Origin of the sequence: Microlunatus aurantiacus (assembly GCF_039536605.1) — a bacterium.
In the GTDB taxonomy this organism is placed as follows: domain Bacteria; phylum Actinomycetota; class Actinomycetes; order Propionibacteriales; family Propionibacteriaceae; genus Microlunatus; species Microlunatus aurantiacus.
Map to the genome: position 1 here is coordinate 135,027 of NZ_BAAAYX010000013.1, position 26,779 is coordinate 161,805.

Below are 26,779 nucleotides of genomic sequence, written 5' to 3' on the forward strand. Positions count from 1 at the left end.
TCGACGGTCCTGTCGCAGAATCCGTACGGCTCACTCAGGACTCCCGGTCCGGGCGCGTGGGCGGTTCCTCACCGGTGACGGCGGTCTCGGTCCGCAGCTCGGCGCTGCGCCGACCACGGTCGCCGGGACCCTCCTTGGTGTAGCGCTCACCCTCGATCCCGACGTTCTTGATCACCGCCAGGATCATGATCAGGACCGCGGCCGAGGTGATGCAGACGTCGGCGACGTTGAAGATCGCGAACCGGGGCAGCTGAAAGAAGTCGACCACGTGGCCGCGCAGGAAACCCGGCGTCCGGAAGATCCGGTCCATCAGGTTGCCGCTCACCCCGGCCGCGAGCAGCCCGAGGGCGACGGCCCAGCCCGGGTGGTTGATCTTGGGCGCCAGCCTGACCAGCACGAAGGAGACGACCGCGATCGCCAGCAGCGCGAAGACGATGGTGAAGTTCTCCCCGAGGCTGAACGCCGCTCCGGGGTTGCGGATCAGCCGCAGCGTGAGCAGCCCGCCCAGCAGGACCGGCGGATCGGCGGGGTCGAGCCAGCGGACCGCGAGGATCTTCGTCAGCTGGTCGATCAACAGGCCACCCGCAGCGATGACGACGAAGATCAGTCGCATCCGACGCCGGTACGCGCCGGACGGGGCATCCGTGCTTATCGGCGCTCTTCCCGCTGCTTGCAGGTGACGCACAGAGTCGCGCGGGGGAACGCCAGCAGTCGACCCTTGCCGATGGGCTGACCGCAGTTGTCGCAGCGGCCGTAGGCGCCCTGCTCGATGTGACGCAGCGCCAGACGCGACTGGTCCAGCATCTCCCGGGCGTTGTTGGCCAGCGACATCTCGGCGTCCCGCTCGAAGTTCGCCGAGCCGACGTCAGCGGGATCACGACCGGCGCCCTCGTTGCCGTCACGCAGCAACCCGACCAGCTCGGCCTCGGAGATCTCCAGCTGGCTGGCGAAGCGCTCGATGTCCTCGGCCAGGGTCTGCCGGACCTCGGCGACCTCGTCGTCGGTCCAGGGATCCTCGCCGTCGCGCACGGGCAGGCTCGCCGCGTCCACGGGAACCGGCTGGTTCTCGCCCGCGTTCTTGTCGTCGGCGGTGGCCCGCGTCGTGGTCATGGGTACATCCCCTCGGTGGAGCGACGCGGCTGGAGCCGCGCTGCTGCGTTCGTCGCACGAACCTTAGGGCCTGCCACGGGGTTCTTCAACGACCGGTCCGGATTCTTACCCAAATGCGATGGTGCCGCGACGACGTCGCGCAGACGGTGTGCACGCAGGAACCGCCCGGCCGGGATCGGCCGGGCGGTTCGGGGGGTTTCGTGCCGCCCTGAGGCGCTCGTCCTGACGGGCTGGCCCTGACGGGCTGGCTCAGCCGGGCTGGCTCAGCGCTGGTCGCCGAGCAGCGCGTCGAGCCGCGGGGTGTCGCTGGTCTTCGTGTCGCCCTCGTCGGACGGGTCGTCGGACGGGAACACCGAGGCCTCCTGCCCGGCGTCGGCTCCGGTCTCCGTCGCGGTGGCGCTGTCCGCGGCAGAGTCGTCCGGGGCCGTGTCAGCGGGCGCGTCGCTCGTCGTGGTGTCCGTTCCGGACGACCGGTCGGCGGCCGCGCTGACGGCTGCCGGCTCGGCCAGCGAAGGCACCTCGGACGGCTGGGCGTGGCCGGACTCGACCGCAGCCGTGTGGGCCCGCAGCTCGTTCGCCAGGTTGGCCCGGAAGGTCGCCTCGAAGTCACGCAGCTGTCCGACCGCCGCCTGCAGGCCGTCCCGCTCCGCGTGCAACCCGTCCAGCAGCTCGGAGCGCCGACCGGAGATCTCGTCGTCCAGGTTGTCGGCGCGGCTCCTGGCCTCGGCCTGGACCCGCTCGGCGGCCTCCTCGGCTTCGGCCCGGATGCGGTCGGCGCGCACCTGGGCGTCACCGGTGAGCTCCTGGGCGGCGGTGGTGGCCGTGCTCCGGATCTCCTCGGCCTCGGCGGTCGCCTCGCTGACCAGCCGCTCGGCCTGCTCGGCGGAGAGGCTGACCAGCCGGACGACCGCGGAGCTCGCCTCCGGAGCGGTGGTGACGACGATCGTCTCCGGCTCCGCGGGCCCGGTCGGTGCGGAGGCAGCCGCCACCGGCTCCGGGGCGGCCGTGCCCTTCAACGCCTCGATCTGCTTCTTGAGGTTCTGGTTCTCCTCGGTGAGCTGCTCGAAGGCCACCTCGACCTCGTCGACGAACTCATCCACCTCGAGCACCTCGTAGCCCGACTTGCGAGCCATCCGGAACCGCTTGTTGCGTACGTCGTCCAGCGAGAGCGTCATCGTCCACCTCAGTTGTTTCTCGTCATCACATCGACCGACCCCAACCCCGGGAATCAGCCCGCCCCACCGTAGCGCTCCCCACCCGCAACGCGCCCCGCGACAACAGCCACCGGCCCGACTGCGACCGAAGTCACCCGGTCGGCGCGTCAGCGCAGAGGTTGAGACAGAGCAGGTGAGTAACCGTGGGGTCGCTCACCGGAAGTCGGGAGCGGTGGTGGTCCGGCACATCGCTCTCGCAGCGGAAGGCCGCGCGACCGGACGTGCAGGAGGGGGGGTGGAGGACACGCTTTTCGTCCTTCGCCGCCGACGACGAACGAACGGTCAAGAGCGCGGCCGAGCAGCGAGAGCGATAGCTCAGAAGAAGACAGCCCGGTTGACCTGCATCAGGATGCTGACGCCGATGGCCAGACCGATGAAGGCGAGATCGAGCATCATGTTGCCGATCCGGACGGGCTTGAGCACCCTGCGCAGGGCCCGCAGCGGCGGGTCGGTGACGGAGTAGATGACCTCAGCGGCGACCAGCATCGGGCCGCGCGGCTGCCAGTCGCGGACCAGGACGGGGATCCAGGACAGGATCATCCGGGCGAAGAGCACCAGGAGGAAGATCCACAGCACCCAGCCGATGACCGTTCCGATGATGAACATGCGTCCGTGAGTCCCTCAGTCCGTGTCGGTTGTCGTCACCGGCCGGGAGCTCAGCTCTGGTTGAAGAACCCGCCTGCAATGCGTTCCTTGTCCTCCGCCGTCACGTTCACGTTGGGCGGGGAGAGCAGGAACACCTTGCTGGTGACACGTTCGATACTGCCACGGAGACCAAAGATGAGACCAGCGGCGAAGTCGACGAGACGCTTGGCGTCGACGTCCTCCATCTCGGACAGGTTCATGATCACCGGCACGCCGTCGCGGAAGTGCTCACCGATGGTCCGAGCCTCGTTGTAGGTCCGGGGGTGCACGGTGATGATGCGCGACATGGGGTCCGTCCGGGGGGTCGGGGCCACGATCGGGGCCGCAGTCGCCACCGTCGAGGCGACGACGGGCCGCTTGGTCTCGAGCGGGGTGACGCTGCCACCGGCGGGCCGGGGCTCGGTCTCGGGCCCGACGTTCCAGCCGGACGCGGTGGGCTTGGCTGCGGTCTGGTCGGCTCCGACCAGCTCGTCGCGGCTGATGCCTTCGGTCTGCTCACCGTCGGCCTCGTCGTACTGCCCGTACCGGTCGTCAGTCACCAGTCCGAGCCAGGCAGCTGCCCGCTTCAGTCTTTCGGCCATGGATGAGTTCCTTACCGTCCGTGCAGGTCCAGGTTCGCGCTCGACCTTACCGTCCGGAACCGGTCGTCCGGGGATCGTCCGGTGACGACACGCGGTCGGATCGACCGCGGCCGGCAACGGCCGGGGTGGGGTTCGAGCGCTGGGAGCACGAACGCGCTGGCACGAGAACGAGTCCCGTACCGGCGCGTCCGGTGCTGACTACTTGAGGAAGTCCGGGACGTCGAGGTCGTCGTCGTCGGCGGCCGGAGCCGGCGGCCACGAGCTCGCAGGCGTGGACGGACGCGGTGCGGCCTGCGGGCTCGACCCGGTCGGCGCCGGGCTCGGAGCGGGCCGCTCGGGCTCGGGGGTGGGTGCGTAGCTGGACGCGGGGGCCGGCCGGGAGCTCCGCAGGTCGCTGGCCCGGCTGATGCCGGGCTGCCGGCGCGGTGGCTGGCCACCATCGAAGCCGGCGGCGATCACCGTCACCCGGACCTCGTCGCCCAGGGCGTCGTCGATCACGGTGCCGAAGATGATGTTGGCGTCCTCGCTGGCCGCGTTCTGGATCAGGTCGGCCGCCGCGGAGACCTCGAACAGACCGAGGTCGGAGCCACCGGCGATCGACAGCAGCACACCGTGGGCGCCGTCGATGCTGGCCTCCAGCAGCGGCGACGAGACGGCCATCTCGGCCGCCGCGCGGGCCCGGTCCTCGCCCCGGGCGGAGCCGATGCCCATCAGCGCCGAACCGGCGTTGGACATGACCGCCTTGACGTCGGCGAAGTCGAGGTTGATCAGACCCGGGGTGGTGATCAAGTCGGTGATGCCCTGCACACCCTGCATCAGCACCTGGTCGGCCTGCTTGAACGCATCCAGGATGGCGATCTGGTGATCGACCATCTGGAGGAGCTTGTCGTTCGGGATGGTGATCAGGGTGTCGACCTCCTCGCGGAGGTTGCTGATCCCCTGGTCCGCCTGGCTGGACCGGCGCTTGCCCTCGAAGGAGAACGGGCGGGTCACCACACCGATGGTCAGGGCACCCAGCGCTCGGGCGATCCTGGCCACGACCGGAGCACCACCGGTGCCGGTGCCGCCACCCTCGCCGGCGGTGACGAACACCATGTCGGCGCCCTTGAGGGCGTCCTCGATGTCCTGGGCGTGGTCCTCGGCGGCCTGCCGGCCCTTGTCCGGGTCCGCGCCGGCACCGAGACCGCGGGTGAGCTCGCGACCGATGTCGAGCTTGACGTCGGCGTCGCTCATCAGGAGCGCCTGGGCGTCGGTGTTGACCGCGATGAACTCGACCCCACGGAGGCCGGCTTCGATCATCCGGTTGACGGCGTTGACCCCGCCTCCGCCGACGCCGACGACCTTGATGATGGCCAAGTAGTTCTGTGATGCCGAGACCACGTGGTTCCTGCCTCTGGTTGCTGTAGCTGTGGACGCTTTCGTGCGCGCGAAAGTCGGGACCTCAGGTCTACGGGGGAAGGAAACAGAGGTGATGACGCCGCGTCGGCCACGCTAGTCAGGGGGCTCAACCACTGTCCACACGAGGCCCTCGGACACGCCAGTGGGTCCCGAAAACGGCCTTATTGCTGACCCTGAAGTTGACCTTGAGGCTCAATCGTTATGTAGGCGTCTCACAAGGTCACGAACTGGTGGAGATCACGTCAGCGAGCGGCGTCAGCCGACGTCGTGAGCGGCCGACGACCGCGCCCCGGCGAACGGAGGAGGAGCAGAGCAACACGCTCTTCGTTGCTCGACGACGACGACGGAGCCGGGACCCGGCGCGGGCGTCAGCGAGCGGCGTCATCGAACGCGTCATCTCACAGCCGGGTTGTGCGGGGCGGAGACGTCGATCGACTTGGGGTCCTGCTTCAGCAGCGCCAGGGCCACCTGGCCCTTGAGCGCGGACTGGTCGGACGTGCCCCAGGCGATCTCCACGCCCGAGTCGAGCACCAGCACCAGCGCGTACGGGGAGTCGGCGCGGATCGTGACGACCTGGTCGCGCAGCTTCTTGGTCAGCTCGCGGGACACCACGGCGATCTCGGTCAGACTGGCGCGGTCGTCCTGGCTGGCGGCGGCGAGCGGCAGGTCGGACGGCCGCTTGCTGACGGTCAGGTACGGGATGCCGTGCTTGTCCACCAGGACGTACAGGTTGGCGTAGCGGACGGCGAACACGGGGGTCCGCTCGGTCACGGTGATGGACACGGTGTTCGGCCACGAGCGCTCCACCACCACGTTCTCGGCCTGCGGGAAGGTCGCGATCCGACCGGCGACCGCGGACAGGTCCTGCCGGGCGAGCGGTACCCCGAGCGGCACGCCGGCCTTGACGGTCACCTCCGCCCGGGTGAGCGTCTTCAGCCCGCTGACCTGGACCTGGTGGGCGGCCAGCACCGACGAGAAGCCCACCAGCCAGACCAGACCGCCGATCAGCGCGAGGACCAGCACGCCGACGAGGACGAGCGGCCAGACCCGGCGGCCCCGGGGTCGCTTCTGCCGCTTGCCGTCGGCCACGGACGGCGGTCGGGTCTGGGTGGCGGCGCTCATGAGAGACGCACCCGGCGGTGTCGGGCCATCAGGCACCCCGCTCGTGCCGGAGGGCGTCCACGATCAGCGGCGCCACCTTCGTCACGTCGCCGCAGCCCACGGTGATGACCAGGTCGCCCGGACGGGCGATCCGGGCCACGGCGGGCGCAGCGGCATCCCAGTCCGGCTCGTAGGTGACCTCGGCGGTGCCGGGGGCGACCGCCTCGGCCACCAGCGCGCCGTCGATGCCGGGGATCGGGTCCTCCCGGTCGCCGCAGACGTCCATCACGACCGCCTGGTCGGCGATCTCGAGGGCGGCCGCCAGCTCCCGCCAGAAGTCCCGGGTCCGGGTGTAGAGGTGCGGCTGGTAGCAGACCACGACCCGACCGCCGCTGTCGGCGACACCGGTCCGGGCGGCCCGCAGCGTGTTCGCCACCTCGGTCGGGTGGTGGGCGTAGTCGTCGTAGACCCGGATGTCGTCGACGGTGCCGACCAGCTGGAAGCGTCGGTAGGTCCCGCCGTAGGTCTCCAGCGCGGCCCGCGCCGCGGCAGGGTCGACCCCGAGGTGGCGGGCCACCGCGTACGCCGCCGCCGCGTTCCAGACGTTGTAGGCCCCCGGCACGTCCAGCCGGACCGGCGCGCCGTCGAGGGTGAAGGTGGATCCGGTCCCGGCGAAGGTGGCGTCGGTGATCCGGACGTCGGCGGTGGGGCTCCCGCCGTACGTGATGATCGTCGGTCCGGTGCCGCCCGCGGTGCGCACCCGCTCGGTCAGCGCGACAGCGCCGGGGTCGTCGGCACTGACCACCAGCAGACGCAACGACGGGGCGGTGGCGAAGCGGAGGAAGCCGTCGGCGTAGTTCTCCGCGCTCCCCCAGTTGGACAGGTGGTCGGGGTCGACGTTGGTGACCACGGCGATCTCGGCCGGGTACTGCAGGAAGGAGCCGTCGGACTCGTCGGCCTCGACCACGAAGGCGTCACCGCCGCCGATGTGCCCACCCGTGCTCGCCCCGGTCAGGGCGCCGCCGATCACGTACGACGGGTCGGCCCCGACGCGGGTGAGCAGGTGCGACACCATCGCGGTGGTGGTGGTCTTGCCGTGGGTGCCGGCGACCGCGACCCCGCGTCGGCCGAGCATGATCGAGCCGAGCGCGGCGCTGCGGTGCAGCACCCGCAGTCCCCGCCGGCGCGCCTCGGCCAGCTCGGGGTTGTCCTCCCGGATGGCCGACGAGGCGACCACCGTGCGGGCGTCGCCGAGCTGGGTGGCGTCGTGGCCGATGTGCACCCGGGCGCCCTGCGCCGCCAGCGCCTGGAGGTACTTCGAGTCCTGCCGGTCGCTGCCGCTCACCTCGACGCCGAGCTGGACCAGGGCGGAGGCCACCCCGTTCATGCCCGAGCCACCGATGGCGATGAAGTGGACAGCCCCCAGCTCGCTCACCTCGACCAGCTCGACCGGTGTCAACAACCCCATCAGCTCGTTCGTCCTTCCGCGTCGTCGGCGCCGGCCCAGCCCGCCACCCGCAGCGTCTCGCGCGCCAGCACGGTCGCCGCGTCCCTGTGGCCAACACCGGCCAGGGCCGCCGACATTCCCCGGAGCACGTCGGGACGGATCAGGCTCGGGACCTGGTCGGTGACCCACGCCGGGGTGCAGTCGGCGTCGGCCAGCAGCATCCCGCCGCCGGACGAGACCACGCCGGCGGCGTTGCGGGCCTGCTCGCCGTTGCCGTGCGGGTAGGGCACGAACACCGCCGGCAGTCCGACCGCCGCGGTCTCCAGCACGGTGCTGGCCCCGCAGCGGCCCAGCATCAGGTCGCTCGCCGCGTACGCCACGTCCATCGCCTCGATGTAGGCGAGGGGTCGGTAGACGGCTCCGGTGGCCTCGTCGGCCGCCGTGACCAGGTCGTCGGTCAGGTTCCGCGGTCCGACCGCGTGCAGCACCGAGATCCCGGCGGCCAGCAGGGCCGCTCGCGCCCCCAGGACGGCCCGGTTGAGGCTCACGGCCCCCTGCGACCCCCCGCTGACCAGCAGCACCTGCCCGTCCGGAGGCAACCCGAACGACGCGCGGGCCGCGGCCCGCCCGGCCCCCCGGTCGAGCTCGGTGATGTCGCTGCGCAGGGGCAGCCCGATGCAGGTGGCGCCAGGCAGGGGCGTGTCGGGGAACGCGGTGAACACGTGGTCGCTGAAGCGGGCCGCCAGCCGGTTGGCCAGACCGGGCAGGGCGTTCTGCTCGTGGATGACGATGGGCACCCGGCGGCGCCGGGCCGCCAGGTAGACGGGGGTGGACACGTACCCGCCGAAACCGAGCACGACGTCGGCGTGGAGCCGGTCGAGCAGCCGCCCCGCCTCGGACACGGCACCCCGCATCCGCGCCGGCACCAGCAGCAGGTCCCGACCCGGCTTGCGCGGCAGCGGCACCGGCGGGATCAGCTCGAGGGTCAGCCCGGCGGCCGGCACCACCGAGGTCTCCAGACCGCGGGCCGTGCCCACCGCCGTCACCACCGCGTCGGGAGCCAGTCGGGCGATCTGGTGCGCCGTCGCGATCAGCGGCGAGGTGTGCCCGGCCGAGCCGCCGCCCGCCAGCACGACGCTGACCTCAGCAGCGGGGCGCGCAGGACTCATGCCGACTTCCGTCGGGAGCCGACCACGGCACTGACCCGGGGCTTGGTCGAGCGGGTACGGGACGCCAGCAGCGTGCGCGCGTCCGGTTCGTGTCGGGCGCAGGAGAGCAGCACGCCCAGCGCCAGCAGGTTGGCGATCAGGGCCGAGCCGCCGTAGGAGACCAGCGGCAGCGGGACACCGGCGATGGGCAGCAGCCGCAGCACCACGGCCAGGTTGATGAGGGCCTGCACCATGAACCAGATCGTCACCCCGGCGGCGGCGTACCGGCGGAACGCGTCGTCGCTGCGGGACGCGATCCGCAGCCCGGCGTAGCCCAGCACGAGGAACAGGGCGAGCACGATCAGGCTGCCGAACAGACCGAGCTCCTCCCCGATGACGGCGAAGATGAAGTCGGAGTGGGCGACGGGCAGACCGCCCCACTTCTGCCGGCTGCCGCCGAGGCCCTGTCCCCACCAGCCGCCGGAGGCGATGGCCCACATGCCGGCGTTGGCCTGGTCGTTGGCCCCGTTCAGGTCGGCGGTCGGGTCCAGGAAGGCCGCCAGCCGCCGCATCCGGACGGGGCTGGTGACGAAGAGCGCGACCACGCCCCCGACGGCGCAGAACCCCAGGGTCGCCAGCACCCGCATCGGGGTGCCGACGACGAACAGGACGCCGACCATGATCGACCCCATCACGACCGCCGTGCCCGCGTCGCCCTGGAAGACCACCAGCAGGATCAAGATGCCGCAGACGGGCAGGTACGGGATGAGCAGGTGCCGGGGCTGGTCGAGCAGCTTGTCCTTGCGGGCCAGCACGTCGGCGCCCCAGATGATCATGGCCAGCTTGGCGAACTCGGACGGCTGGATGGAGGTGAACCCGAGGTCGATCCAGTTCCGGTTGCCACCGCTCTCGAAGCCCAGGGCGGTGTAGGTCAAGATCAGCAGCAGGGTGGCCAGGGCCACGCCGAACCAGCCCAGCACGCGGAGCACGTGGTGCGGCATCCGGACCAGCGCGATAGCCCCGACGACCCCCATGACCAGGAACATCGCCTGCCGCTTCACGTAGAAGTAGGCGTCGTCGTAGATCATGAACGCGCTGACGCTGGAGGCGGACAGCACCATCATCAGCCCGAGGGCCACCAGGATCGAGGCCGAACCGAGCACCAGGTGGTAGCTGGTCAGCGGTCGGTCCAGCACCGCCTGCAGCCACAGCCGCAGGCTCCGGGTGGGGGTCGGCGCGATGTCGGTCTTCGTCGGGCGGGACCCCGCCGTCGTGCTGGAGCGGGAGCTCTTCGCGGCGGTCCGTCCGGTGCGTCCCGGCGTCACAGTCGCCACGCGGTCACTCCTCACCCAGTGCGTACGGCCGCGGCGAAGGCGTCCCCTCGGGCGGCGTAGTCGCGGTACATGTCCAAGCTGGCGCATCCCGGAGCCAGCAGCACCGTGTCCCCCGGACGGGCCAGGGAGACGGCGGCCGCTACGGCTTGCGCCATCGCTCCATCTTCGGTGTCCTCGATCGTGATCACCGGGACATCTGGCGCGTGTCGGCGCAGCGCGTCGGCGACCACGGCCCGGTCCACGCCGAGCAGCACAGCCCCGCGCAGCCGGTCGCGGTGCGCGACCACGAGGTCGTCGAACGTGGTGCCCTTCGCCTGCCCGCCGGCGATCCAGACCACCGAGGCGAAGGCGCGCAGGGCGGCGTCGGCGGCGTGTGGGTTGGTGGCCTTGGAGTCGTCGACGAACGTGATCTCGTCGCGGACCAGCACCGTCTCGATCTTGTGCGCCGCCACCCGGACCCCCCGCAGACCGTCGCGGACCGCGCCGGCGCGGACCCCGAAGGCGCGGGCCAGGGCCGCCGCGGCCAGCGCGTTGGCCACGTTGTGCGGCGCGGCCGGGTTGACGTCGGCGACCGAGGCCAGCTCCAGCGCCGAGTCGCGGCGCTGCTCGATGAACGCCCGGTCGACCAGCAGGTCGTCGACCACCCCCAGCATGGACAGGCCCGGGATGCCGAGGGTGAAGCCGATGGCCCGGGCCCCTTCGATCACGTCGGCGTCCTCCACCATCCGCTCGGTGGCCGGGTCCGCGTCGTTGTAGACGCAGGCGATCTGGACGCGCTCGTAGATGCGCGCCTTGGCGTCCCGGTAGCCCGCCGCTCCCCCGTGCCACTCGAGGTGGTCGGGCTGCAGGTTCAGCACCACCGCGGAGTGCAGCGACAGCGAGTGCGACCAGTGCAGCTGGTGGCTGGACAGCTCCACGGCCAGCACGTCGTACGGCTCGGGGTCGAGCACCGTCTCCATCACCGGTCGGCCGATGTTGCCGACGGCGGCGGTCCGCAGACCGGCGGCCAGCAGCATCGACTCCAGCATCTGGGTGGTGGTGGTCTTGCCGTTGGTCCCGGTGATGCCGAGCCACGGCACCGGCCGCTTCGGGCGGCCGAGACGCCAGGCCAGCTCCGGCTCGCTCCAGATGCCGATCCCGGCCGCCGCCGCGGCGGCCAGCAGCGGGTGGCGGGGGCTCCAACCGGTGGTGACCACCAGGTCGATGTCGTCGGGTCGCAGCGCGCTCGACCCGGGACCCAGCCGGACGTCGGCCCCGAGCGTGCGCAGCAGCTCGGCCTTGTCGGCGTTGACCTCGCTGGCGGTGTCCTCCACCACCACGACCCGGGCACCGAACTCCAGCAGCCCGTCGGCGGCGGCGAAACCGGAGACACCCAGCCCGGTCACCAGCACGGTGGCCTGCGGCCAGGGTGAGGCTCCGTCGGCCGTGGCCAGCCACGGCAGGCTCGTCACGACTGCGTCCTCACGTTCCTGCGACCCACTCGGCGTAGAAGATGCCCAGCGCGGCCGAGACGAACAGCCCGCAGATGATCCAGAACCGCATCACGATGGTCACCTGGGCCCAGCCCAGCAGCTCGAAGTGGTGGTGGATCGGTGTCATCTTGAACAGCCGTCGGGGCGTGCCGGTCATCCGCCGCGTCGCCTTGAAGTAGCTGGTCTGCAGGATCACCGACATCACCTCGATCACCAGCAGACCGCCGAGGATGATCAGCAGCAGCTCGGTGCGGGTGAAGATGGCCAGCCCGGCCAGGGCTCCGCCCAGGGACAGCGAACCGGTGTCGCCCATGAAGATCTTGGCCGGCTCCGCGTTCCACCACAGGAAACCGAAGCACGCACCGGCGAGCGCGATCGCCACCACCGCCAGGTCGTACGGGTCCCGGACCTCGTAGCACTTCGGTCCGGCCGACGCGGTGTAGGCGCAGGACTGGTTGTACTGCCAGATGTTCACCAGGGTGAACGCCCCGAAGATCATCGTGCTCGCCCCGGTGGCCAGACCGTCCAGCCCGTCGGTCAGGTTCACCCCGTTGCTGGCGGCGGCGATCAGCAGGATCACCCAGATGACCACCAGGAACACCGGCAGCTTGAGGAAGTCGATGTCGCGCAGGAAGGAGATGTACTGCGAGGCGGGGGTGATGCCGCGCTCGTCGGGGAACTGCAGTGACAGCAGCGCGAAGACGATGGCCACCAGCGACTGGCCGGCGATCTTGGCCTTGCTCCGCAGCCCGAGCGAACGCTGGTTGCGGATCTTCAGCCAGTCGTCGAGGAAGCCGACAGCACCCAGCCCGGTGAACAGGAACAGGATCAGCAGGGCCGACGCCGACGGCCCCGTCCAGGTCAGCAGGTGGCTGCCGAAGTAGGCGACCAGGACGGCGGCGATGATCACCAGACCACCCATCGTCGGGGTCCCGCGCTTGACGTGGTGCGACGTGGGCCCGTCGTCGCGGATCAGCTGCCCGTAGCCCTTCTGGACCAGGAACCGGATGGCGAGACGGGTGCCGAGCAGGGTGCCGATGAGAGCCAGGCCGCCCGCGAAAACGATCGTCTTCACGCTTAGCCCTCACCCTGTTCGTCGTCGGGACCCACCGGATCGGCGGCCACCAGGGCGGCTGCCACGGTGTCCAAGGCTAAGCCACGGGACGCCTTGACCAGAATCACGTCACCGGGCGCGACCCCGGCCAGCACCCGCCGTACGGCGTCGTCGCGGTCGCCGGCCACCTCGGCCCGGACGGCCGTCCCGGCGTGCTCGGCGCCGGCCACGACCGCCTCGGCGAACTCCCCCAGCGCGATCACCCGGGACAGCCCGTGGTCGGCCGCGTATACCCCCAGGCTCCGGTGCTCCGCGTCGGCGGTGCCCCCCAGCTCGAGCATGTCCCCGAGCACCGCCCACCCCACGGCGCCGGGTCGGTCGGCGAGCATCCCGGCGACGGTGTCCAGGGCCGCACGCATCGACTCCGGGTTGGCGTTGTACGCGTCGTTGACGACCAGGGTCCCGTCGGCCCGGCGGCCGAGCTCCATCCGCCACCGGGAGCGAGGGCGGGCCCCGGCCAGTCCGCGGACCACCGTGTCCGCCGGCACCCCGAGCGCCCGGGCCAGGGCGGCGGCGGCCACCGCGTTCGCCACCTGGTGACGACCGGAGACGCCGAGCTGCACCCGCACCGGCGCCGCGGCCACACCGTCGCGCTTCTCGTGCAGGGTGAACGCACAGCACCCGAAGGCGTCGGCCACCACGTCGCCCGCCCAGACGGCATCGGATCCGGCCGGCTCGGCCCGCACGCTGGTGGCCAGCAGCCGCGCAGCCGTCCGCTCCCGCATCGCCCAGACCAGGGGGTCGTCGGTGGTCAGCACCGCGGTGCCCTCGGCCGGCAGCGCCTCGACGATCTCCCCCTTGGCCACAGCGATCAGCTGCTGGCTGCCGAACTCGCCCACGTGCGCAGAGCCGACGTTCAGGACGGTGGCCACCTGCGGTGGCGCGATCGTGCACAGGTAGGCCACGTGGCCCACCCCGCGAGCACCCATCTCGGCCACCAGGTAGCGGGTGTCCGGCGTGATCCGGGCGACGGTGAGCGGCAGCCCGAGCTCGTTGTTCAGGTTGCCGACCGGCGCGACGGTCGGACCGTCCAGCTCGAGCACCTGGGCCAGCAGGTCCTTGGTCGAGGTCTTGCCCGCCGAACCGGTGATCGCCGCCACCCGGAGCCCGGCGGCCGCGCCCCGGTCGACCTGGTCACGGGCCAGCCGACCGGCGGCCACCAGCGGGTCCGCGACCACGAGGCACGGACCGGGAGCCCCGGCGACCGGACGTGCGGTCAGCGCCGCCGCGGCCCCCCGTCCGAGAGCCGCGGTCACGTAGTCGTGGCCGTCCACGTGCTCGCCGGGAAGGGCCAGGAACAACGTCCCGTCACCGACCTGCCGGGAGTCGACAGCCAGGCCGGCGACCGTACGGTCGAGGGCGTCGGGCGCCTCAACCGCCCGTACGACGTCGGCGCCGAGCAGCTCGGCCACCTCGCGGACCGTCACCGGGATCATCGGTGCACCCGTTCGGAGCTGTCAGACGCGGTGGCCGTCCGGTCAGACACCGCGGACGGGTGGAGTGCGGTCCAGACCTCACGGATGGCGTCCTCGTCGGCGAACGGCAGCACCCGACCGGCCACCTCCTGGCCCCGCTCGTGGCCCTTGCCGAGCACGGCCACCACGTCGCCGGGCCCGGCAGCGGCCAGGGCGGTGGCGATCGCGTCCCGCCGCGGGCCGCCGTCGACCACCTGCACGGCGTGATCGGTCCGCCCCGCCTCGGCCCGGGCGCCGGCCAGCACCTGCGCGCGGATCGCCACCGGGTCCTCGCTGCGCGGGTTGTCGTCGGTGACCACGACGAGCTCGGCCGCCTCGGCCGCCGCGGCCCCCATCGGACCCCGCTTCTCGGGGTCGCGGTCCCCCCCGCAGCCGAGCACCACGATCCGTCGCCGACCACCCAACCCGGCCAGCACGGCGCTGACCGCCTGGGGTGTGTGGGCGAAGTCGACGAACACGGTGGGAGCGCCGTCACCCAAGTCCACCCGCTGCATCCGCCCCGGGACCACGGCGTCGGCCAGCCCGGCCGCCGCGCGCTCGAGGTCCACGCCGACCAGGTCGGCCATGGCCAGCGCGGTCAGGGCGTTGCGGACGTTGAACTCCCCCGGCAGACCGAGCGCGAAGCGTACGTCTGCCGTCGGCGTGCCGGCCGTCACGGTCGTCCGCCCTCCGGCGGCGTCCTCGCGCAGCCGCACGGTGTAGTCGGCGGCACCGTCCAGGCTGACCGAACGCACCGGGTCCAGACCCTCCCGGCGGGACCGGTCGACGAGCTCCGGACCGCGGGCGTCGTCGATGCTGATCACGGCGCCGTCGGCCCGTTCGGCGGTGAACAGGGACGCCTTGGCCGCGAAGTAGGAGCCGACGTCACCGTGGAAGTCGAGGTGGTCGCTGCCGAAGTTGGTGAAGGCGGCCACCGCGAAGCGCAACCCGTCGACCCGGCCCAGGGCAAGGGCGTGGGAGGACACCTCCATCACGACCGCGTCGGCCCCCTGTTCCAGCATCACCGCCAGCAGGGCGTGCAGCTCGGCAGCCTCGGGCGTGGTCACGGTGGTCCGGCGTGCCGCCAGCGGTCGGTCGTCGACCTGGAAGCCGATGGTGCCGATCAACCCGACCCGCAGCCCGGCGGCCCGCAGAGCCGCCTGCAGCAGGTAGGCCGTGGTCGTCTTGCCGTTGGTCCCGGTGATCCCGAACAGCCGCAGCCGTCGGCTCGGGTGGTCGTAGATCCGATCCGCCAGCGCCGGGATCAGCGCCCGCGGTCGGTCGACGACGGCCACCGGAGCCGACCCCGACCCCGCCAGCGCCCGGTCCACGCCGGCGGGGTCGGTCAGCACCGCGACGGCACCGCGGTCTATCGCCTCCGCCGTGAAGTCCGCGCCGTGCACGGTGGCGCCGGGCGCGGCGACGTAGAGGTCCCCGGGGTGGACCAGCCGGGAGTCCGCGGTCAGGCCGCTCACCCGGAGGTCGGCGACGGTGGCCCGCGCCACCGGACCCGTCGACAGCTGCAGGACGTCGCACACGTCGGACCAGCCGACCCCGCTCAGCCCGGTGGGGCGCAGGCTCGGCGGCTCACCGCTGCCGTCAGCTCCGACCACGGTCCGACGGTACCGAGTCCACGGCGGAGTCGTCCCGACAGCCGCTCACGACGCCGGTCACCAGGAGATCTTCTTCGGCTTCAGCACCGACGTCTTGGTCGGCTCCACCGAGTAGCGCGGCAGAGCGAACTGCATGATGTCGCGGTAGACCGGGGCCGCCACCTGGGTGCCGGTGGGGTCGGCGCCCTTGGGGTTGTTGACCACCACGTACGTCATGATCTGCGGGTCGTTCAGCGGCGCGTAGCCGATGTAGGACGTGATGTAGCCCTTGTACCCCTTGCTCGTGCCGCGCTGGGCGGTGCCGGTCTTGCCCCCGCTGGTGTAGCCGTCGAGGCGCAGGGCGGCGGTCTTGCCCGAGTTGTCCACGACGGCCCGCATCAGGTCGCGGACGTGGGTCGAGGTGTCGCTCGACACGATCCGACGGGGGTCCTTGACCGGCAGCGCGACCGGCTTGCCGTTGCTGTCGGTGGCGCCCTTGATGATCGTCGGCGGGTTGTAGACGCCCCCGTTGACCAGGCCGGCGATGGCCGAGATCTCCTGGATGCCGGTGACCGTGAGCCCCTGACCGAAGGCGACCCGGTCGCGGGTCAGTCCCTGCATCTGCGCCCCGGGCAGGATGCCGATGTCCTCCCCCGGCAGCTCGATCCCGGTCCGGGCGCCCAGGCCGAAGCTCTGCAGGTAGGCGTGCAGGTCCGCGGTCGCCATCTGACGAGACAGCATCACGGTGCCGATGTTGGAGGACTTCGCGATCACCCCGCGCATGTTCAGCTTGTAGTCGTCGTCGTGCTCGAAGTGGTCCTTGATCTCGTACGGGCCCGACGGCAACCGGTTCGGGATCTCCAGCCGGGTCGACTCGTTGACCGTGCCGGAGTCGATCAGGGCGGCGGCGGTCAGGACCTTCTGCACGCTGCCCGGTTCGTACGGCGCGGTGAGCGCCTGCAGGTTGCGGTACTTCTGGTCCTTCAACGGCTTCGTCGCGTCGTAGCTCGGTGCCTGCGCCATCGCCAGGACCTCACCGGTCTTGATGTTCATGGTGATCGCGAACCCGAAGTCGGCCTTGTTGGCCTTGACCGCCTGCGCGACCCGTCGCTGCGCCACCCACTGCAGCTCCGAGTCCAGGGTCAGCTGGTAGTCGTAGCCGTTCTGGGCCGGCGTGATCTTGCTCGTGCCCAACGGGATCTTGCTGCCGTTGGGGGCGCTCTCGTACTCCTCCTGGCCCTCGACACCGGCCAGCTGCTTGTTCAGCTTGTACTCCAGCCCCTCCACCCCGACCCCGTCGGGATTGACGAAGCCGACGATCGAGCCGGCCAGGGTGCCGGTCGGGTAGGTCCGGATCGGGTCGTTCTCGCGGAAGATGCCGTACAGGTTGCGTTCGGCCAGCGCCGCCGCCATCCGGCTGTACGTCATCGCCGGCACCTTCTTCTTCAGGTACACGAAGCGGGTGTTCGGCTTGGTCAGCAACGGGTTCAGCTCGTTCACCGTCATCCCCAGGTAGGGCGCGATCACGTCGGCGAACTCGCCGGGGCGCTTGCTGGTCAGACCCGGATCGGCGGTGACGGCCACGGCCGGCTCGGTGGCGGCCAGCACGGTGCCGTTGCGGTCGGTGATGTCGCCCCGGGACGGCAGCAGGGGCAGCTTCTGGGTCAGTGCCGCGGCCGACTCCGCCGCGTACGCCGAGGAGTCGAACCCCTGCAGCTGCAGCAGCCGTCCGGCACACAGGGACAGCCCCATGGCGAGCATGATCAACACGACGTGCAGCCGACGCCCGCCGTTGGCCAGCGGGACCCGCAGCACCTTCTTGCGACCCCGCCGGCGCGGGGCCGGACGCGAGGCGCTGCCGTCGCGGAGGGTCCGACCGGCGTCACCGTGCCGGCCGTGGGTGCGCGGCGTCGTCGCCCGGTTCGGACGCGGCTGGCTGTCGCCCCGCGCGCCAGCGGCCCGTGGCTCGGTCGCCCGCGCCCGGACCCGACCGGTGGTGCTGGTCTTGGTCGCGCCGCTCCGCAGCTGCCGGCCCGCCGCCGGGTGTGGTCGCCGCTCGGCCATCAGTTACCCCCACCCTGCCGGGACTTCTTCTTCGCGGCCTCGGCGGCCTTCTGCTGCGCGGCCTGAGCGGCCTTCTGCTGGGCGGCCGCGGCGGCCGCCTGCTGGCGGGCAGTGGCCTCGGCCTGCGTCTTCTTCGCTGCGTCGGCAGCCGCCTTCTCCGCGGCTGCCTTCTGCGCCGCTGCCGCCTCGGCCTTCTTCTTCGCCGCAGCGGCGGCCGCCTTGGCCCGCGCCTTGGCCTCCCGCTCCGCCTTCTCGGCGGCGAGCTGGGCGGGGGTCTTGACGATCAGCCCCTTCATCTCGTCGCCGGTGATCCGGTGCTGCTCGCCGATCACCTTGCCCGAGGGCACGACCAGGAACGCCGGGTACGGGTTCGCCCGCATCCCGAGCGCCGAGGCCTTGGCCGCCACCTGATCGGGCGACCGGGCCTGGTTGAGCTGGGACTGCAGCTCGGCCTCCGCGTAGACCAGCTGGACGGCCTGCCGGTTCAGGGCCCGGGACTCGAACGCCTGGTTCTGCAGCGAGGTGTTGACCACCAGCAGACCGACCATGCCGACCCCGAAGATGGCGATCAGCACGGTGATGAACGGGATCCGGGCCATCCGGGCCGGCAGCGGCGGGACCGATCGCAGTCCCCGCCCGAGCCGGCCGTTCGGGGCCCGGTCGGACCGGTCGTCGGCCGGCGCCTGGAGCGGTGCCCACAGGGCGCTCACGCGACGGTCCTCCGTCCCTGCGGCTCGCGGATCCGTTCGGCGGCGCGGAACCGGGCCGAGGCGGCCCGGCGGTTGGCGGCGATCTCGGCCTCGGTCGGCTTGGCCGCGCCGCGGGTCAGCAGCTTCAGCCGCGGCTGGTACTCCTCCGGCACCACCGGCAGCCCCGGCGGCGCGGTCTCCCGGGCGCCGGCGGCGAGCACCTGCTTGACCAGGCGGTCCTCGAGCGAGTGGTAGGCGAGCACGGCGATCCGTCCGCCGAGGGCGAGGGCAGCGACGGCCTGCGGCAGCACCGACTCCAGCGCGTCGAGCTCGCCGTTCACCTCTATCCGGAGCGCCTGGAAGGTCCGCTTGGCCGGGTGCCCACCGGTCTTGCGCACGGCGGCGGGGATGGACCGGTCGAGGACCTCCACCAGACGGGCAGAGGTGTCGAAGGGCTGGTCGGTGCGGACGGCGACGATCCGGCGGGCGATCCGGTCGGCGAACCGCTCCTCCCCGTAGGTGCGCAGGATCCGGGTCAGCTCGCGGGCGCTGTAGGTGTTGAGCACCTCGGCCGCGGTCAGCTCCTGCTGGCCGTCCATCCGCATGTCGAGGGGGGCGTCGACCGCGTACGCGAAGCCGCGGCTGGTGTCGTCGATCTGCAAGGAGGACAGTCCGAGATCGAGCAGCACCCCCTGTACCCGGGGGTGGCCGAGGCGGGCCAGCACCTCGGCGAGCTCGTCGTAGACCGCCTCGACGAACGTCGTCCGGTCCGCGTACGGGGCGAGCCGCTCGGCCGCGAGCGCCAAGGCGGCCGGGTCCCGGTCGAGACCGATCAGGTGGGCGTCGGGGCAGGCCCGGAGCAGCGCTTCGGCGTGACCGCCGAGACCGAGGGTGCAGTCGACCAGGACAGGCGGGTCTGCGGGATCACGCTCCACGAGCACCGGGGCCAGCACGGCCACGATCTCGTCCAGCATCACCGGGTCGTGCCGCGGTGGGATGGGTGGGGTTGCCATCTCGACCCTTCGTCGTCCTGCGCCGTGCTCGTGCCCTGCCGATGACGAACGGCCCGTACGGCCAGGTTTCAACCCGAGACCCGCGGATCGTGACCTGGCACCGGGGAAGGTGTGCCAGGGCACTAGGACCTGCGGGTTGAAGCCTCGTCGTACGCGCCGTTCTCCGTGCTTCCTGCTGTTCGTGCTTCCTGCTGTTCGTGCTTCCTGCTGTTCGTGCTTCCTGCTGTTCGTGCTTCCTGCTGTTCGTGCTTCCTGCTGTTCGTGCGTCCTGCTGCTCAGCCCTGCTCGTGCCTCGTCTCCCGGTCCGGGCTCACAGCCCCGGGAAACCCTCGTCGTTCATGTCGGCGAACTCCGACTCCTGCTGGGTGGAGTAAGCGCTCCAGGACGTCGCGTCCCAGACCTCCACCCGGTTCATCGCTCCGACCACGACGCACTCCTTGTCGAGTCCGGCGTACGCCCGCAGGTGCGGCGGGATGGTGATCCGCCCCTGCTTGTCGGGCACCTCGTCGGACGCCCCCGAGGCGAGCATCCGCTGGTAGTCCCGGACCTGCTTACTGCTGGAGGACGCCGCTCGCAGATCACTGGTCTGGGCGATGAAGGCCTCCATCGGCCAGATCGCCAGGCACCGGTCCTGCCCTCGCGTGATGACCAGGCCGGGGGCCAGCTCGTCACGGAACTTCGCGGGCAAGATCAGCCGTCCCTTCTCGTCCAGGCGCGGTGTGTGGGTGCCGAGGAACATGCCGTTCCGCACCTCCTCGCTCCACCTACCGCCCTATTCCCTCCACTTCGCGCCACTGTACTCCACTTCACTCCACTTGACACCGGTTCGACCCCCTCAGACCCCTTCGCTCGCTCCCACACCCGTGGAGCTGCGCGTTTCCCGACCACTGACGGCTTGCGCCCCCTGCACCCGGCCCCCGGCGTGCGTTTCCCGACCACTGGCGGTTTCCGCGCCTGGCCCGCACCGCACACTCCACGCGGGCGGTCCGCTGTCTGCATGGCCGAGCACTTGCTTCGACTCCCTACGGTTGCCGGGCAGCAGCACGTAAGGTGCGAGATGACCTGTCCGGCGTTCACCGGGCGCCGAGGGGCGGGAGGCCGAGTGACACTCAGTTACCAGCGCAGCGCGACGGACCAGTTGTCACTGGGCGACGTCGTCGAGGTCATGGGTCGGGTGCGGACCGCCATCGAGTCCGTGATCGAGGGCAAGCGCGCCGCCGTCGACCTGGCCCTGACGGTGCTCCTGGCGGAGGGCCACCTCCTCGTCGAGGACGTGCCCGGGGTCGGGAAGACGATGCTGGCCAAGGCTCTCGGCCGCTCCATCGACTGCTCCGTACGCCGGCTGCAGTTCACTCCCGACCTGCTGCCCTCCGACATCACCGGGGTCTCCGTGTACAACCAGGAGACCCGCGACTTCGAGTTCAAGCCGGGCGGCATCTTCGCCAACATCGTGGTCGGGGACGAGATCAACCGCGCCTCACCGAAGACCCAGTCCGCACTGCTGGAGTCGATGGAGGAGCGCCAGGTCAGCGTGGACGGGACGACGTACCTGCTCGAACGGCCGTTCATGGTGGTCGCCACCCAGAACCCGATCGAGATGGAGGGGACCTACCCCCTCCCCGAGGCGCAGCGCGACCGCTTCACCGCCCGGATCGCCATCGGCTACCCCACCCCGAACGCCGAGCTGGCCATGCTGGACTCGCACGGCACGTCCGACCCGCTCGGCGACCTCACCCCGGTCACCGACGGGGCGACGGTCAAGGGGCTCATCGACGCGGTCAAGGGTGTCTACGTGAGCCCGGCGGTCAAGCACTACCTCGTCCAGGTGGTCAACGCGACCCGCACCTCCCGCGAGCTGCGGCTCGGCGCCTCCCCCCGCGCGACGTTGCAGCTGCTCAGGGTCAGCCGGGCGGCAGCGGCCCTGGCCGGGCGCGACTACGTGAGCCCCGACGACGTCGCCGGACTGGCCACCGCGGTGCTCGCGCACCGGGTGCTGCCGTCCACCGACGCCCAGCTCGCCCGTCGGACCGTCGACGAGGTGGTGTCCCACCTGGTCGCCTCGGTGCACCTGCCCGACCACCGCTGAAGCACGGAACGGTGAGCATGCGCAGACCATGGCGGCTGTTCACCGCCCGCGGGCACGTCTTCCTGGTGATCGGCCTGCTGATCGTCCTCGGAGCGATGGTGGCCGGTCAACGCGACGTGATGCGCATCGGCCTGCTGCTGCTCGCGCTGCCGGCCATCGCGGCGGTGCTGGTCGCCCGGGCGCGGCTGCGGCTGTCCTGCGAGCGCAGCGTCGAGCCCTCCCGGGTGCCCCTCGGGTCACCGATGCGCGGCCGGATCACCCTCGGCCAGGAAGGGCGGCTGCCCGCCGGCATCCTGCTGCTCGAGGACTCCGTCCCACCCGAGCTCGGCAACCGGCCCCGGTTCGTGGTGGACAAGGCCGATCTCAGCTGGCGACGCGAGATCGAGTACCCGATGCTCGGCCGGGTCCGCGGTCGGTTCCGCACCGGACCCCTGATGGTGCGCACCACCGACCCGTTCGGGCTGGTGCAGCTGGACCGCCACTTCCAGGCCACCTCGGAGGTGATGATCACCCCCGTGGTGGAGATCCTCCCCGCGATGCGCTCGGCCGGCGGGGCGGGTAGCGCCGGCGAGGCCCGCCCGCACCGGGTCGGTGTCACCGGACAGGACGACGTGCTGGTCCGCGAGTACCGCCAAGGCGACGACCGGCGGCGGATCCACTGGCGGTCCACCGCCCGGCGCGGCGATCTCATGGTTCGTCGCGAGGAGCAGGCCTGGGACCCCACCGCCAGCGTGCTGCTGGACGCGCGCGTGGGCGCCCACGCCGGGCGCGGCATGCACAGCTCACTGGAGTGGGCGGTCTCGGCCGCGGCCTCCGTGGCGGTGCACTTCCTCGACGACGGGTTCGGGGTGGAGATCTACGAACCCGACGGCTCGATGCACATCTCGGGTCAGCTGGGTCAGCACAGCTCCACCTCGAGCGATCTCGCGCTCAGCCGGCTGACCGATCTGCGCGGCCGGGCGACGTCCAGCATCCACTACGCGGTGCAGGCCGCTGACGTGGACAAGGCCGGACAGCTGGTGGTGGCGATCATGGGCCGGATGACGCCCGAGGACGCGAACTCCCTCCTCCGGCTGCGACGCAACCGCGCCCAGGGGCTGGCGATGGTGCTCGACATCGACACCTTCAGCGACGAGCCGACCAGTGAGCGGACGCGCCGCCAGCACGAGCTGGCCACCGAGATCCTGATCGAGAACCAGTGGCGGGTCGTCGGCGTCGAGCGTGGGCTGAGCGTCGCCCAGGCCTGGTCGGGCCTGGACCGGCTCGGCGCCGGTTCGCTGGCCGGGATGGGAGCCTGATGCGCTCCAGCGACCGGTTCATCCTGGCCACCACCGTGGCCGTGCTGCTGATCAGCTTCACCGCGGGTCCGCTCACCACCGACAGCTCCTACCTCGGTCAGTCCTGGTTCGTCGTGCTGGTGCTGGCCGCGGTCACCGTGGGGCTGCGACGGGCGCGGCTCACCACCGGGTTCGTGCTCGCCGCTCAGCTCGCCCTGTTGGCGGTGCTGCTCTTCGTGCTGTCGTCGTTCGCCCCCGGTCGGGGCGAGGCGTGGTACGCCCACTACGTCGACCTGTGGCGCCAGGGCATCGAGCACATGCAGACGCAGGCGGCCCCGATGGACACCGACGCCGGGGTGAAAGTCATCTTCGTGTCGGTGATCGGGTTGATCTTCGTGCTGACGGACCTGCTGGTCAGCGGGCTCGAACGACCGGCCTGGGGCATCGCCCCGCCGGCGGCCGCGTTCGTCGTCCCGGCCATCGGTCTGGGGATCGACACCGGCATCGTGCCCTTCGCCTGCCTCGCCTTCGGCTACCTCGGCATCCTGGTGGCCGACGGCCTCAACCGGACCGGTCGCTGGACCCGAGGGCTGTCCCGCGACTCCGCGGACGGCTTCGGCACCGCGACGCCGATGGTGTGGCGGGCGGCCGGTCTGATCGGGGCGCCGGCCCTGGCCGTGACCGCCGTGCTCGGCCTCGCCCTGCCCACGCTCGCCCTCCCCGGTCTGGGGATCGGCAACGGGCCCGGCGGGAACGGGCCGCTGCAGCTGACCGACCCCACGCTGGATCTGCGCCGCAACCTCAACCAGGGTGCGGACACCGTGGTCATCCGCTACACCAGCGACAGGCCGGGCGGGCTCTACCTGCGGATGGCCTCGCTCCCCCAGTTCGACGCCAGCGGCTGGCGCAACGTGCAGATGCGGCTGGAGGGCGGCACGCGGCTGCCGCAGATCCCCGGGGTGAGCGGTGAGGGTGGCGACGTGCGGAACACCCAGATCTCGGTGCTCGACTTCGGTTCGGAGTACCTCCCGCTCCCGTACGCGCCCCGGTCGGTGTCCGTCGCCGGCGACTGGGCCTACGACCCGAACTCGCTGATCATGCTGTCGTCCGCCCGGAACGCCCGCGACGAAGCCATCCGCAACCTCTCGTACGACGTGCAGAGCGTCGACCTGGATCCGGACGCCACGGCGCTGGCCCGGGCCGTGGCCGGCACCCCGGCCGACAGCACCATCACCTCCATCCTCCCGGCCGATCTGCCCGACGACCTGAAGGAACTGACCCGCGAGGTGACGAAGGGGGCCGACACCGACGCAGCCAAGGCGTGGGCCATCCAGGAGTTCCTGCGCGGACCCGATTTCACCTACAGCACCGAGCCGCTGCCGGGCAGCGGCTACCGGGCGCTGGAGAACTTCCTGCTCCGCGACCGCCGCGGCTACTGCGAGCAGTTCGCCGCGTCGATGGCCATGATGGCGCGCGAGGTCGGGATCCCGTCGCGGGTGGCCGTCGGCTTCCTGCCCGGTGAGCGGGTCGAGGACAACACCTGGGAGGTGTCGATCCGCGACATGCACGCCTGGCCGGAGCTCTTCTTCGCCGGGTACGGCTGGGTGCGCTTCGAGCCGACCCCGGCCAGCGTCACCGGCACCCCACCCGCCTGGACCGTGCCCGGGTCGGACGCCCCGAGCGACGAGGAGTCGCTGAACCCGAGCGAGGAGCCGTCGGCGGAGACCGCCGCCCCCAGCGAGGCCCCCTCGGCCGCACCCTCCGCCGGTCCGGAGGATGCAGGCGCCGGAGCCGGCGTGCCCTGGCGCCAGACCCTGATCGGATCCGGCATCGGCCTGCTCGCGCTGCTGGTCCTGGCGGCGCCGGCGACCATCCGCTTCCGCCGGCGCTCGGCCCGGCTGACGGGCGAAGGTGCTCCCGAGGACGTCGTCGAGGACGTCTGGGCCGAGCTCCGGGACTCCGTCATCGACTACGGCGGCAGCTGGCCGGAGGGCTCACCACGCTCGATCGGCTCGACGGTCGGTCATCGGCTGGACGCCGAGGAGTCGGCGGCCATGGGTCGGGTCGCGGTGCTGGTCGAGCAGGGCCGCTACTCCCGCTCGCTCGACGGCGCCGCGCTCGACGACCTGCCCGCCGTCACCCGGCAGATCCGCCGCGGCCTGGCCCCGCCCTCCCGGTGGCGCCGCTGGCTCGCCACGGTGGCACCCAAGTCGCTGTTCCGGCGACCGAGGGCCTGACTCAAGGACTCGGTCTCGGTCTCGGTTGGTCGGCTGGCCCGGATCACCGGACGTGACTTCCCGGCGCCATCCGGTCCCGGGGTTCACGTACCGGACCACCGGACGTGACTTCCCGGCGCCATCCGATCCCGGGGTGCGCTTGCCCAGACCACCGGACGTGACTTCCGGGCGACATCCGGTCCCGGGCTCCCCGTACCGGACCACCGGACCTGACTTCCCGGCGCCATCCGGTCCCGGGCTCCCCGTACCGGACCACCGGACCTGACTTCCCGGCGCCATCCGGTCCCGGGCTCCCCGTACCGGACCACCGGACCTGACTTCCCGGCGACATCCGGTCCCCGGCTCCGCCCGCCGGACCACCGGACATGACTTCCCGGCGACATCGGGTGGTTCCGCCGCGGCGTATCTGGCGGTTGTGACTCATTGGTGTCACCCGGCCTCCGAGCCGCACGTACGGAATCGTCGAACAGCGAACCTGCGGAACCCAGGAACGGGCGCGTTGTCCACAGACGCTCACACCGAGCCTCGGCCTGTGGACAATCGTGAACGATTGGCGCGAACGTCCTTAGTTGTAGGAACGTGACGACGAAGGCTCCAACCAAGACCACGTTCAATCCGCGCGCTCCTTTCAGTCGCGCCGACGCCCGCGCGGCTGGGATCGCCGAGGGCAAGCTGCGAACGCCCGCGTACCAGCGGCTGTTCCACGACACCTACGTGTGCTCGTCGGTCGCGGTGACCGCCGAGGTACGGACGGCTGCAGCCCTGGACCGCACCGGGCCGGACGCCTATGCGAGTCATCACACGGCTGCCGAGCTGTGGGGCATCCCGGTGCCTGTCGACGGCCTCGTGCATGTGACCACGGCGAAGTCCCAGGGCCGAAATCGCCGCCGCGGCGTCCTCACCCACCAGCCCGTGACCGTGCGAGGCGGGACGACGGTCCGCAACGGCATACGGCTGTCGACGCCGGCCCAGGTCTTCTGCGAGCTGGCCGCCGCCGGACTCGGTCTGGTCGATCTCGTCATCGCCGGCGACGCGATGCTCAGGAAGGGCCGGGCCACTCTCGAGTCGCTCAAGCGGTCGGTGGGCGACATGACCGGTGCTGGGGCGAGGAGAGCGAGGCGCGCCCTCGGTTACGTCCGCGCCGGTGTCGACTCCCCGATGGAGACGCGCCTGCGGATGCTTCTCGTCCTCGCCGGGCTTCCCGAACCGAAGGTCAACGTCATCTTGCGCGACCTCCACGGAGAGTGGGATCGCCGCTTCGACATGTGCTACCTGGCTCTGAAGCTGATCATCGAGTACGACGGCGAGCAGCACGGGGAGCTGGACCAGCGCGACTCGGACATCCACCGGCGTGAGGAGCTGGAGCGACTCGGCTACACGCTGGTTCAGGTGACGTCGCGCGGCATCTACCGCGACCCCGCACGGACCTTGCGGCGCGTTGCTGACGCCCTGCGCGACGCCGGCGGCCACCCGCCGGGCCGGTGGCGGCCCGAGTGGAAGCAGCACTTCCCCGAGCGTTTCGCGGGTAACGGCGCTGGCTGAGTAAGCCTGGCGCCCGGTCGAGAACCCTCACCCGGCACGGATCGCGGCGCCCGCGGGTGACAATCAGTGGCTCGCACTGAGGCCACCATGGGACCACTCACGGGCAGACATCGCCACACGCCCAGACATCAGAACCCACCCCCGAGCCACCAACGGCAGACCCGACTCGCGCCAGGGCAGCCAGAACCCGCCCCCGAGCCAAACGGCACACCCGCCACGCGCTCAGCCACCAGAACTCACCACCGAGCCACCAACGTCCAC

At 71.5% G+C, this 26,779-nt stretch carries 22 protein-coding genes; 4 read left to right on the forward strand and 18 right to left on the reverse strand.

Annotated features, from left to right (window positions below):
- Positions 1 to 34: 34 nt before the first annotated feature.
- The 18 genes from ABD714_RS14475 to mraZ form a co-directional block, all read right to left on the reverse strand.
- Positions 35 to 613 carry a signal peptidase II gene (locus ABD714_RS14475; protein ID WP_344813087.1) on the reverse strand — a complete coding sequence of 193 codons (579 nt, stop codon included), beginning with the start codon at positions 611 to 613 and terminating at the stop codon, positions 35 to 37.
- A gap of 35 nt (positions 614 to 648) precedes the next feature.
- Positions 649 to 1,110, reverse strand: coding sequence for a TraR/DksA family transcriptional regulator (locus ABD714_RS14480; protein ID WP_344813088.1), 462 nt, complete (start codon positions 1,108 to 1,110; stop codon positions 649 to 651).
- A gap of 263 nt (positions 1,111 to 1,373) precedes the next feature.
- Positions 1,374 to 2,285: a DivIVA domain-containing protein gene (locus ABD714_RS14485; RefSeq protein ID WP_344813089.1), complete on the reverse strand. Its 912-nt coding sequence runs from the start codon at positions 2,283 to 2,285 to the stop codon at positions 1,374 to 1,376.
- 354 nt (positions 2,286 to 2,639) lie between these two features.
- Positions 2,640 to 2,930 (reverse strand): YggT family protein, encoded by a 291-nt coding sequence (locus tag ABD714_RS14490; RefSeq protein ID WP_344813090.1) that lies wholly within the window; start codon positions 2,928 to 2,930, stop codon positions 2,640 to 2,642.
- A 50-nt stretch (positions 2,931 to 2,980) separates the two neighbouring features.
- Positions 2,981 to 3,550 carry a cell division protein SepF gene (locus ABD714_RS14495; protein ID WP_344813091.1) on the reverse strand — a complete coding sequence of 190 codons (570 nt, stop codon included), beginning with the start codon at positions 3,548 to 3,550 and terminating at the stop codon, positions 2,981 to 2,983.
- A gap of 198 nt (positions 3,551 to 3,748) precedes the next feature.
- Positions 3,749 to 4,930 (reverse strand): cell division protein FtsZ, encoded by a 1,182-nt coding sequence (gene ftsZ, locus ABD714_RS14500; RefSeq protein ID WP_344813092.1) that lies wholly within the window; start codon positions 4,928 to 4,930, stop codon positions 3,749 to 3,751.
- Positions 4,931 to 5,341: 411 nt separating this feature from the next.
- Positions 5,342 to 6,070 carry a cell division protein FtsQ/DivIB gene (locus ABD714_RS14505; protein WP_344813093.1) on the reverse strand — a complete coding sequence of 243 codons (729 nt, stop codon included), beginning with the start codon at positions 6,068 to 6,070 and terminating at the stop codon, positions 5,342 to 5,344.
- A gap of 28 nt (positions 6,071 to 6,098) precedes the next feature.
- Entirely contained in the window at positions 6,099 to 7,517 is a 1,419-nt protein-coding gene (murC, locus tag ABD714_RS14510) for a UDP-N-acetylmuramate--L-alanine ligase (protein ID WP_344813094.1), read from the reverse strand.
- The gene (locus tag ABD714_RS14515) at positions 7,517 to 8,665 is read right to left on the reverse strand and encodes a UDP-N-acetylglucosamine--N-acetylmuramyl-(pentapeptide) pyrophosphoryl-undecaprenol N-acetylglucosamine transferase (RefSeq protein WP_344813095.1); all 1,149 of its coding nucleotides are present in this window, start codon (positions 8,663 to 8,665) and stop codon (positions 7,517 to 7,519) included. Before ABD714_RS14515 ends, murC begins: the two co-directional genes overlap by 1 nt.
- Positions 8,662 to 9,978: a putative lipid II flippase FtsW gene (gene ftsW, locus ABD714_RS14520; RefSeq protein ID WP_344813096.1), complete on the reverse strand. Its 1,317-nt coding sequence runs from the start codon at positions 9,976 to 9,978 to the stop codon at positions 8,662 to 8,664. Before ftsW ends, ABD714_RS14515 begins: the two co-directional genes overlap by 4 nt.
- Positions 9,979 to 9,989: 11 nt before the next feature.
- Positions 9,990 to 11,429 (reverse strand): UDP-N-acetylmuramoyl-L-alanine--D-glutamate ligase, encoded by a 1,440-nt coding sequence (gene murD, locus ABD714_RS14525; RefSeq protein ID WP_344813097.1) that lies wholly within the window; start codon positions 11,427 to 11,429, stop codon positions 9,990 to 9,992.
- A gap of 10 nt (positions 11,430 to 11,439) precedes the next feature.
- Positions 11,440 to 12,525 carry a phospho-N-acetylmuramoyl-pentapeptide-transferase gene (gene mraY, locus ABD714_RS14530; protein ID WP_344813098.1) on the reverse strand — a complete coding sequence of 362 codons (1,086 nt, stop codon included), beginning with the start codon at positions 12,523 to 12,525 and terminating at the stop codon, positions 11,440 to 11,442.
- Between the two features lie 2 nt (positions 12,526 to 12,527).
- The gene (locus tag ABD714_RS14535; RefSeq protein ID WP_344813099.1) at positions 12,528 to 14,000 is read right to left on the reverse strand and encodes a UDP-N-acetylmuramoyl-tripeptide--D-alanyl-D-alanine ligase; all 1,473 of its coding nucleotides are present in this window, start codon (positions 13,998 to 14,000) and stop codon (positions 12,528 to 12,530) included.
- A complete protein-coding gene (locus ABD714_RS14540; RefSeq protein ID WP_344813100.1) occupies positions 13,997 to 15,631 on the reverse strand; it encodes a UDP-N-acetylmuramoyl-L-alanyl-D-glutamate--2,6-diaminopimelate ligase in 1,635 nt (544 codons plus the stop codon). Before ABD714_RS14540 ends, ABD714_RS14535 begins: the two co-directional genes overlap by 4 nt.
- Before the next feature lie 57 nt (positions 15,632 to 15,688).
- Positions 15,689 to 17,674 carry a peptidoglycan D,D-transpeptidase FtsI family protein gene (locus ABD714_RS14545; protein ID WP_344813101.1) on the reverse strand — a complete coding sequence of 662 codons (1,986 nt, stop codon included), beginning with the start codon at positions 17,672 to 17,674 and terminating at the stop codon, positions 15,689 to 15,691.
- Positions 17,674 to 18,384: a cell division protein FtsL gene (ftsL, locus tag ABD714_RS14550; protein ID WP_344813102.1), complete on the reverse strand. Its 711-nt coding sequence runs from the start codon at positions 18,382 to 18,384 to the stop codon at positions 17,674 to 17,676. Before ftsL ends, ABD714_RS14545 begins: the two co-directional genes overlap by 1 nt.
- Positions 18,381 to 19,376: a 16S rRNA (cytosine(1402)-N(4))-methyltransferase RsmH gene (gene rsmH, locus ABD714_RS14555; RefSeq protein ID WP_344813103.1), complete on the reverse strand. Its 996-nt coding sequence runs from the start codon at positions 19,374 to 19,376 to the stop codon at positions 18,381 to 18,383. The genes ftsL and rsmH overlap by 4 nt, the downstream gene beginning before the upstream one ends.
- A 310-nt stretch (positions 19,377 to 19,686) precedes the next feature.
- Positions 19,687 to 20,115 (reverse strand): division/cell wall cluster transcriptional repressor MraZ, encoded by a 429-nt coding sequence (gene mraZ / locus ABD714_RS14560; RefSeq protein ID WP_344813576.1) that lies wholly within the window; start codon positions 20,113 to 20,115, stop codon positions 19,687 to 19,689.
- A gap of 426 nt (positions 20,116 to 20,541) precedes the next feature.
- Between mraZ and ABD714_RS14565 the strand changes: the two genes are divergently transcribed.
- The 4 genes from ABD714_RS14565 (at position 20,542) to ABD714_RS14580 (ending at position 26,518) form a co-directional block, all read left to right on the forward strand.
- Positions 20,542 to 21,462, forward strand: coding sequence for an AAA family ATPase (locus ABD714_RS14565; RefSeq protein ID WP_344813578.1), 921 nt, complete (start codon positions 20,542 to 20,544; stop codon positions 21,460 to 21,462).
- A gap of 17 nt (positions 21,463 to 21,479) precedes the next feature.
- A complete protein-coding gene (locus tag ABD714_RS14570; protein ID WP_344813104.1) occupies positions 21,480 to 22,760 on the forward strand; it encodes a DUF58 domain-containing protein in 1,281 nt (426 codons plus the stop codon).
- Positions 22,760 to 24,976 (forward strand): transglutaminase TgpA family protein, encoded by a 2,217-nt coding sequence (locus ABD714_RS14575; RefSeq protein WP_344813105.1) that lies wholly within the window; start codon positions 22,760 to 22,762, stop codon positions 24,974 to 24,976. The genes ABD714_RS14570 and ABD714_RS14575 overlap by 1 nt, the downstream gene beginning before the upstream one ends.
- Before the next feature lie 579 nt (positions 24,977 to 25,555).
- Positions 25,556 to 26,518: a DUF559 domain-containing protein gene (locus ABD714_RS14580; protein ID WP_344813106.1), complete on the forward strand. Its 963-nt coding sequence runs from the start codon at positions 25,556 to 25,558 to the stop codon at positions 26,516 to 26,518.
- Positions 26,519 to 26,779 lie beyond the last annotated feature (261 nt).

Coding starts and splice junctions, on each gene's coding strand:
- rsmH (WP_344813103.1), bottom strand. CDS start 19,376: ATGGCAACCCCACCCATCCCACCGCGGCACGACCCGGTGATGCTGGAC.
- ABD714_RS14490 (WP_344813090.1), bottom strand. CDS start 2,930: ATGTTCATCATCGGAACGGTCATCGGCTGGGTGCTGTGGATCTTCCTC.
- ABD714_RS14570 (WP_344813104.1), top strand. CDS start 21,480: ATGCGCAGACCATGGCGGCTGTTCACCGCCCGCGGGCACGTCTTCCTG.
- mraZ (WP_344813576.1), bottom strand. CDS start 20,115: ATGTTCCTCGGCACCCACACACCGCGCCTGGACGAGAAGGGACGGCTG.
- ABD714_RS14480 (WP_344813088.1), bottom strand. CDS start 1,110: ATGACCACGACGCGGGCCACCGCCGACGACAAGAACGCGGGCGAGAAC.
- ABD714_RS14545 (WP_344813101.1), bottom strand. CDS start 17,674: ATGGCCGAGCGGCGACCACACCCGGCGGCGGGCCGGCAGCTGCGGAGC.
- ABD714_RS14515 (WP_344813095.1), bottom strand. CDS start 8,665: ATGAGTCCTGCGCGCCCCGCTGCTGAGGTCAGCGTCGTGCTGGCGGGC.
- ABD714_RS14505 (WP_344813093.1), bottom strand. CDS start 6,070: ATGAGCGCCGCCACCCAGACCCGACCGCCGTCCGTGGCCGACGGCAAG.
- ABD714_RS14485 (WP_344813089.1), bottom strand. CDS start 2,285: ATGACGCTCTCGCTGGACGACGTACGCAACAAGCGGTTCCGGATGGCT.
- ABD714_RS14575 (WP_344813105.1), top strand. CDS start 22,760: ATGCGCTCCAGCGACCGGTTCATCCTGGCCACCACCGTGGCCGTGCTG.
- ABD714_RS14565 (WP_344813578.1), top strand. CDS start 20,542: ATGGGTCGGGTGCGGACCGCCATCGAGTCCGTGATCGAGGGCAAGCGC.
- ABD714_RS14535 (WP_344813099.1), bottom strand. CDS start 14,000: ATGATCCCGGTGACGGTCCGCGAGGTGGCCGAGCTGCTCGGCGCCGAC.
- ABD714_RS14475 (WP_344813087.1), bottom strand. CDS start 613: ATGCGACTGATCTTCGTCGTCATCGCTGCGGGTGGCCTGTTGATCGAC.
- ABD714_RS14495 (WP_344813091.1), bottom strand. CDS start 3,550: ATGGCCGAAAGACTGAAGCGGGCAGCTGCCTGGCTCGGACTGGTGACT.
- murC (WP_344813094.1), bottom strand. CDS start 7,517: ATGGGGTTGTTGACACCGGTCGAGCTGGTCGAGGTGAGCGAGCTGGGG.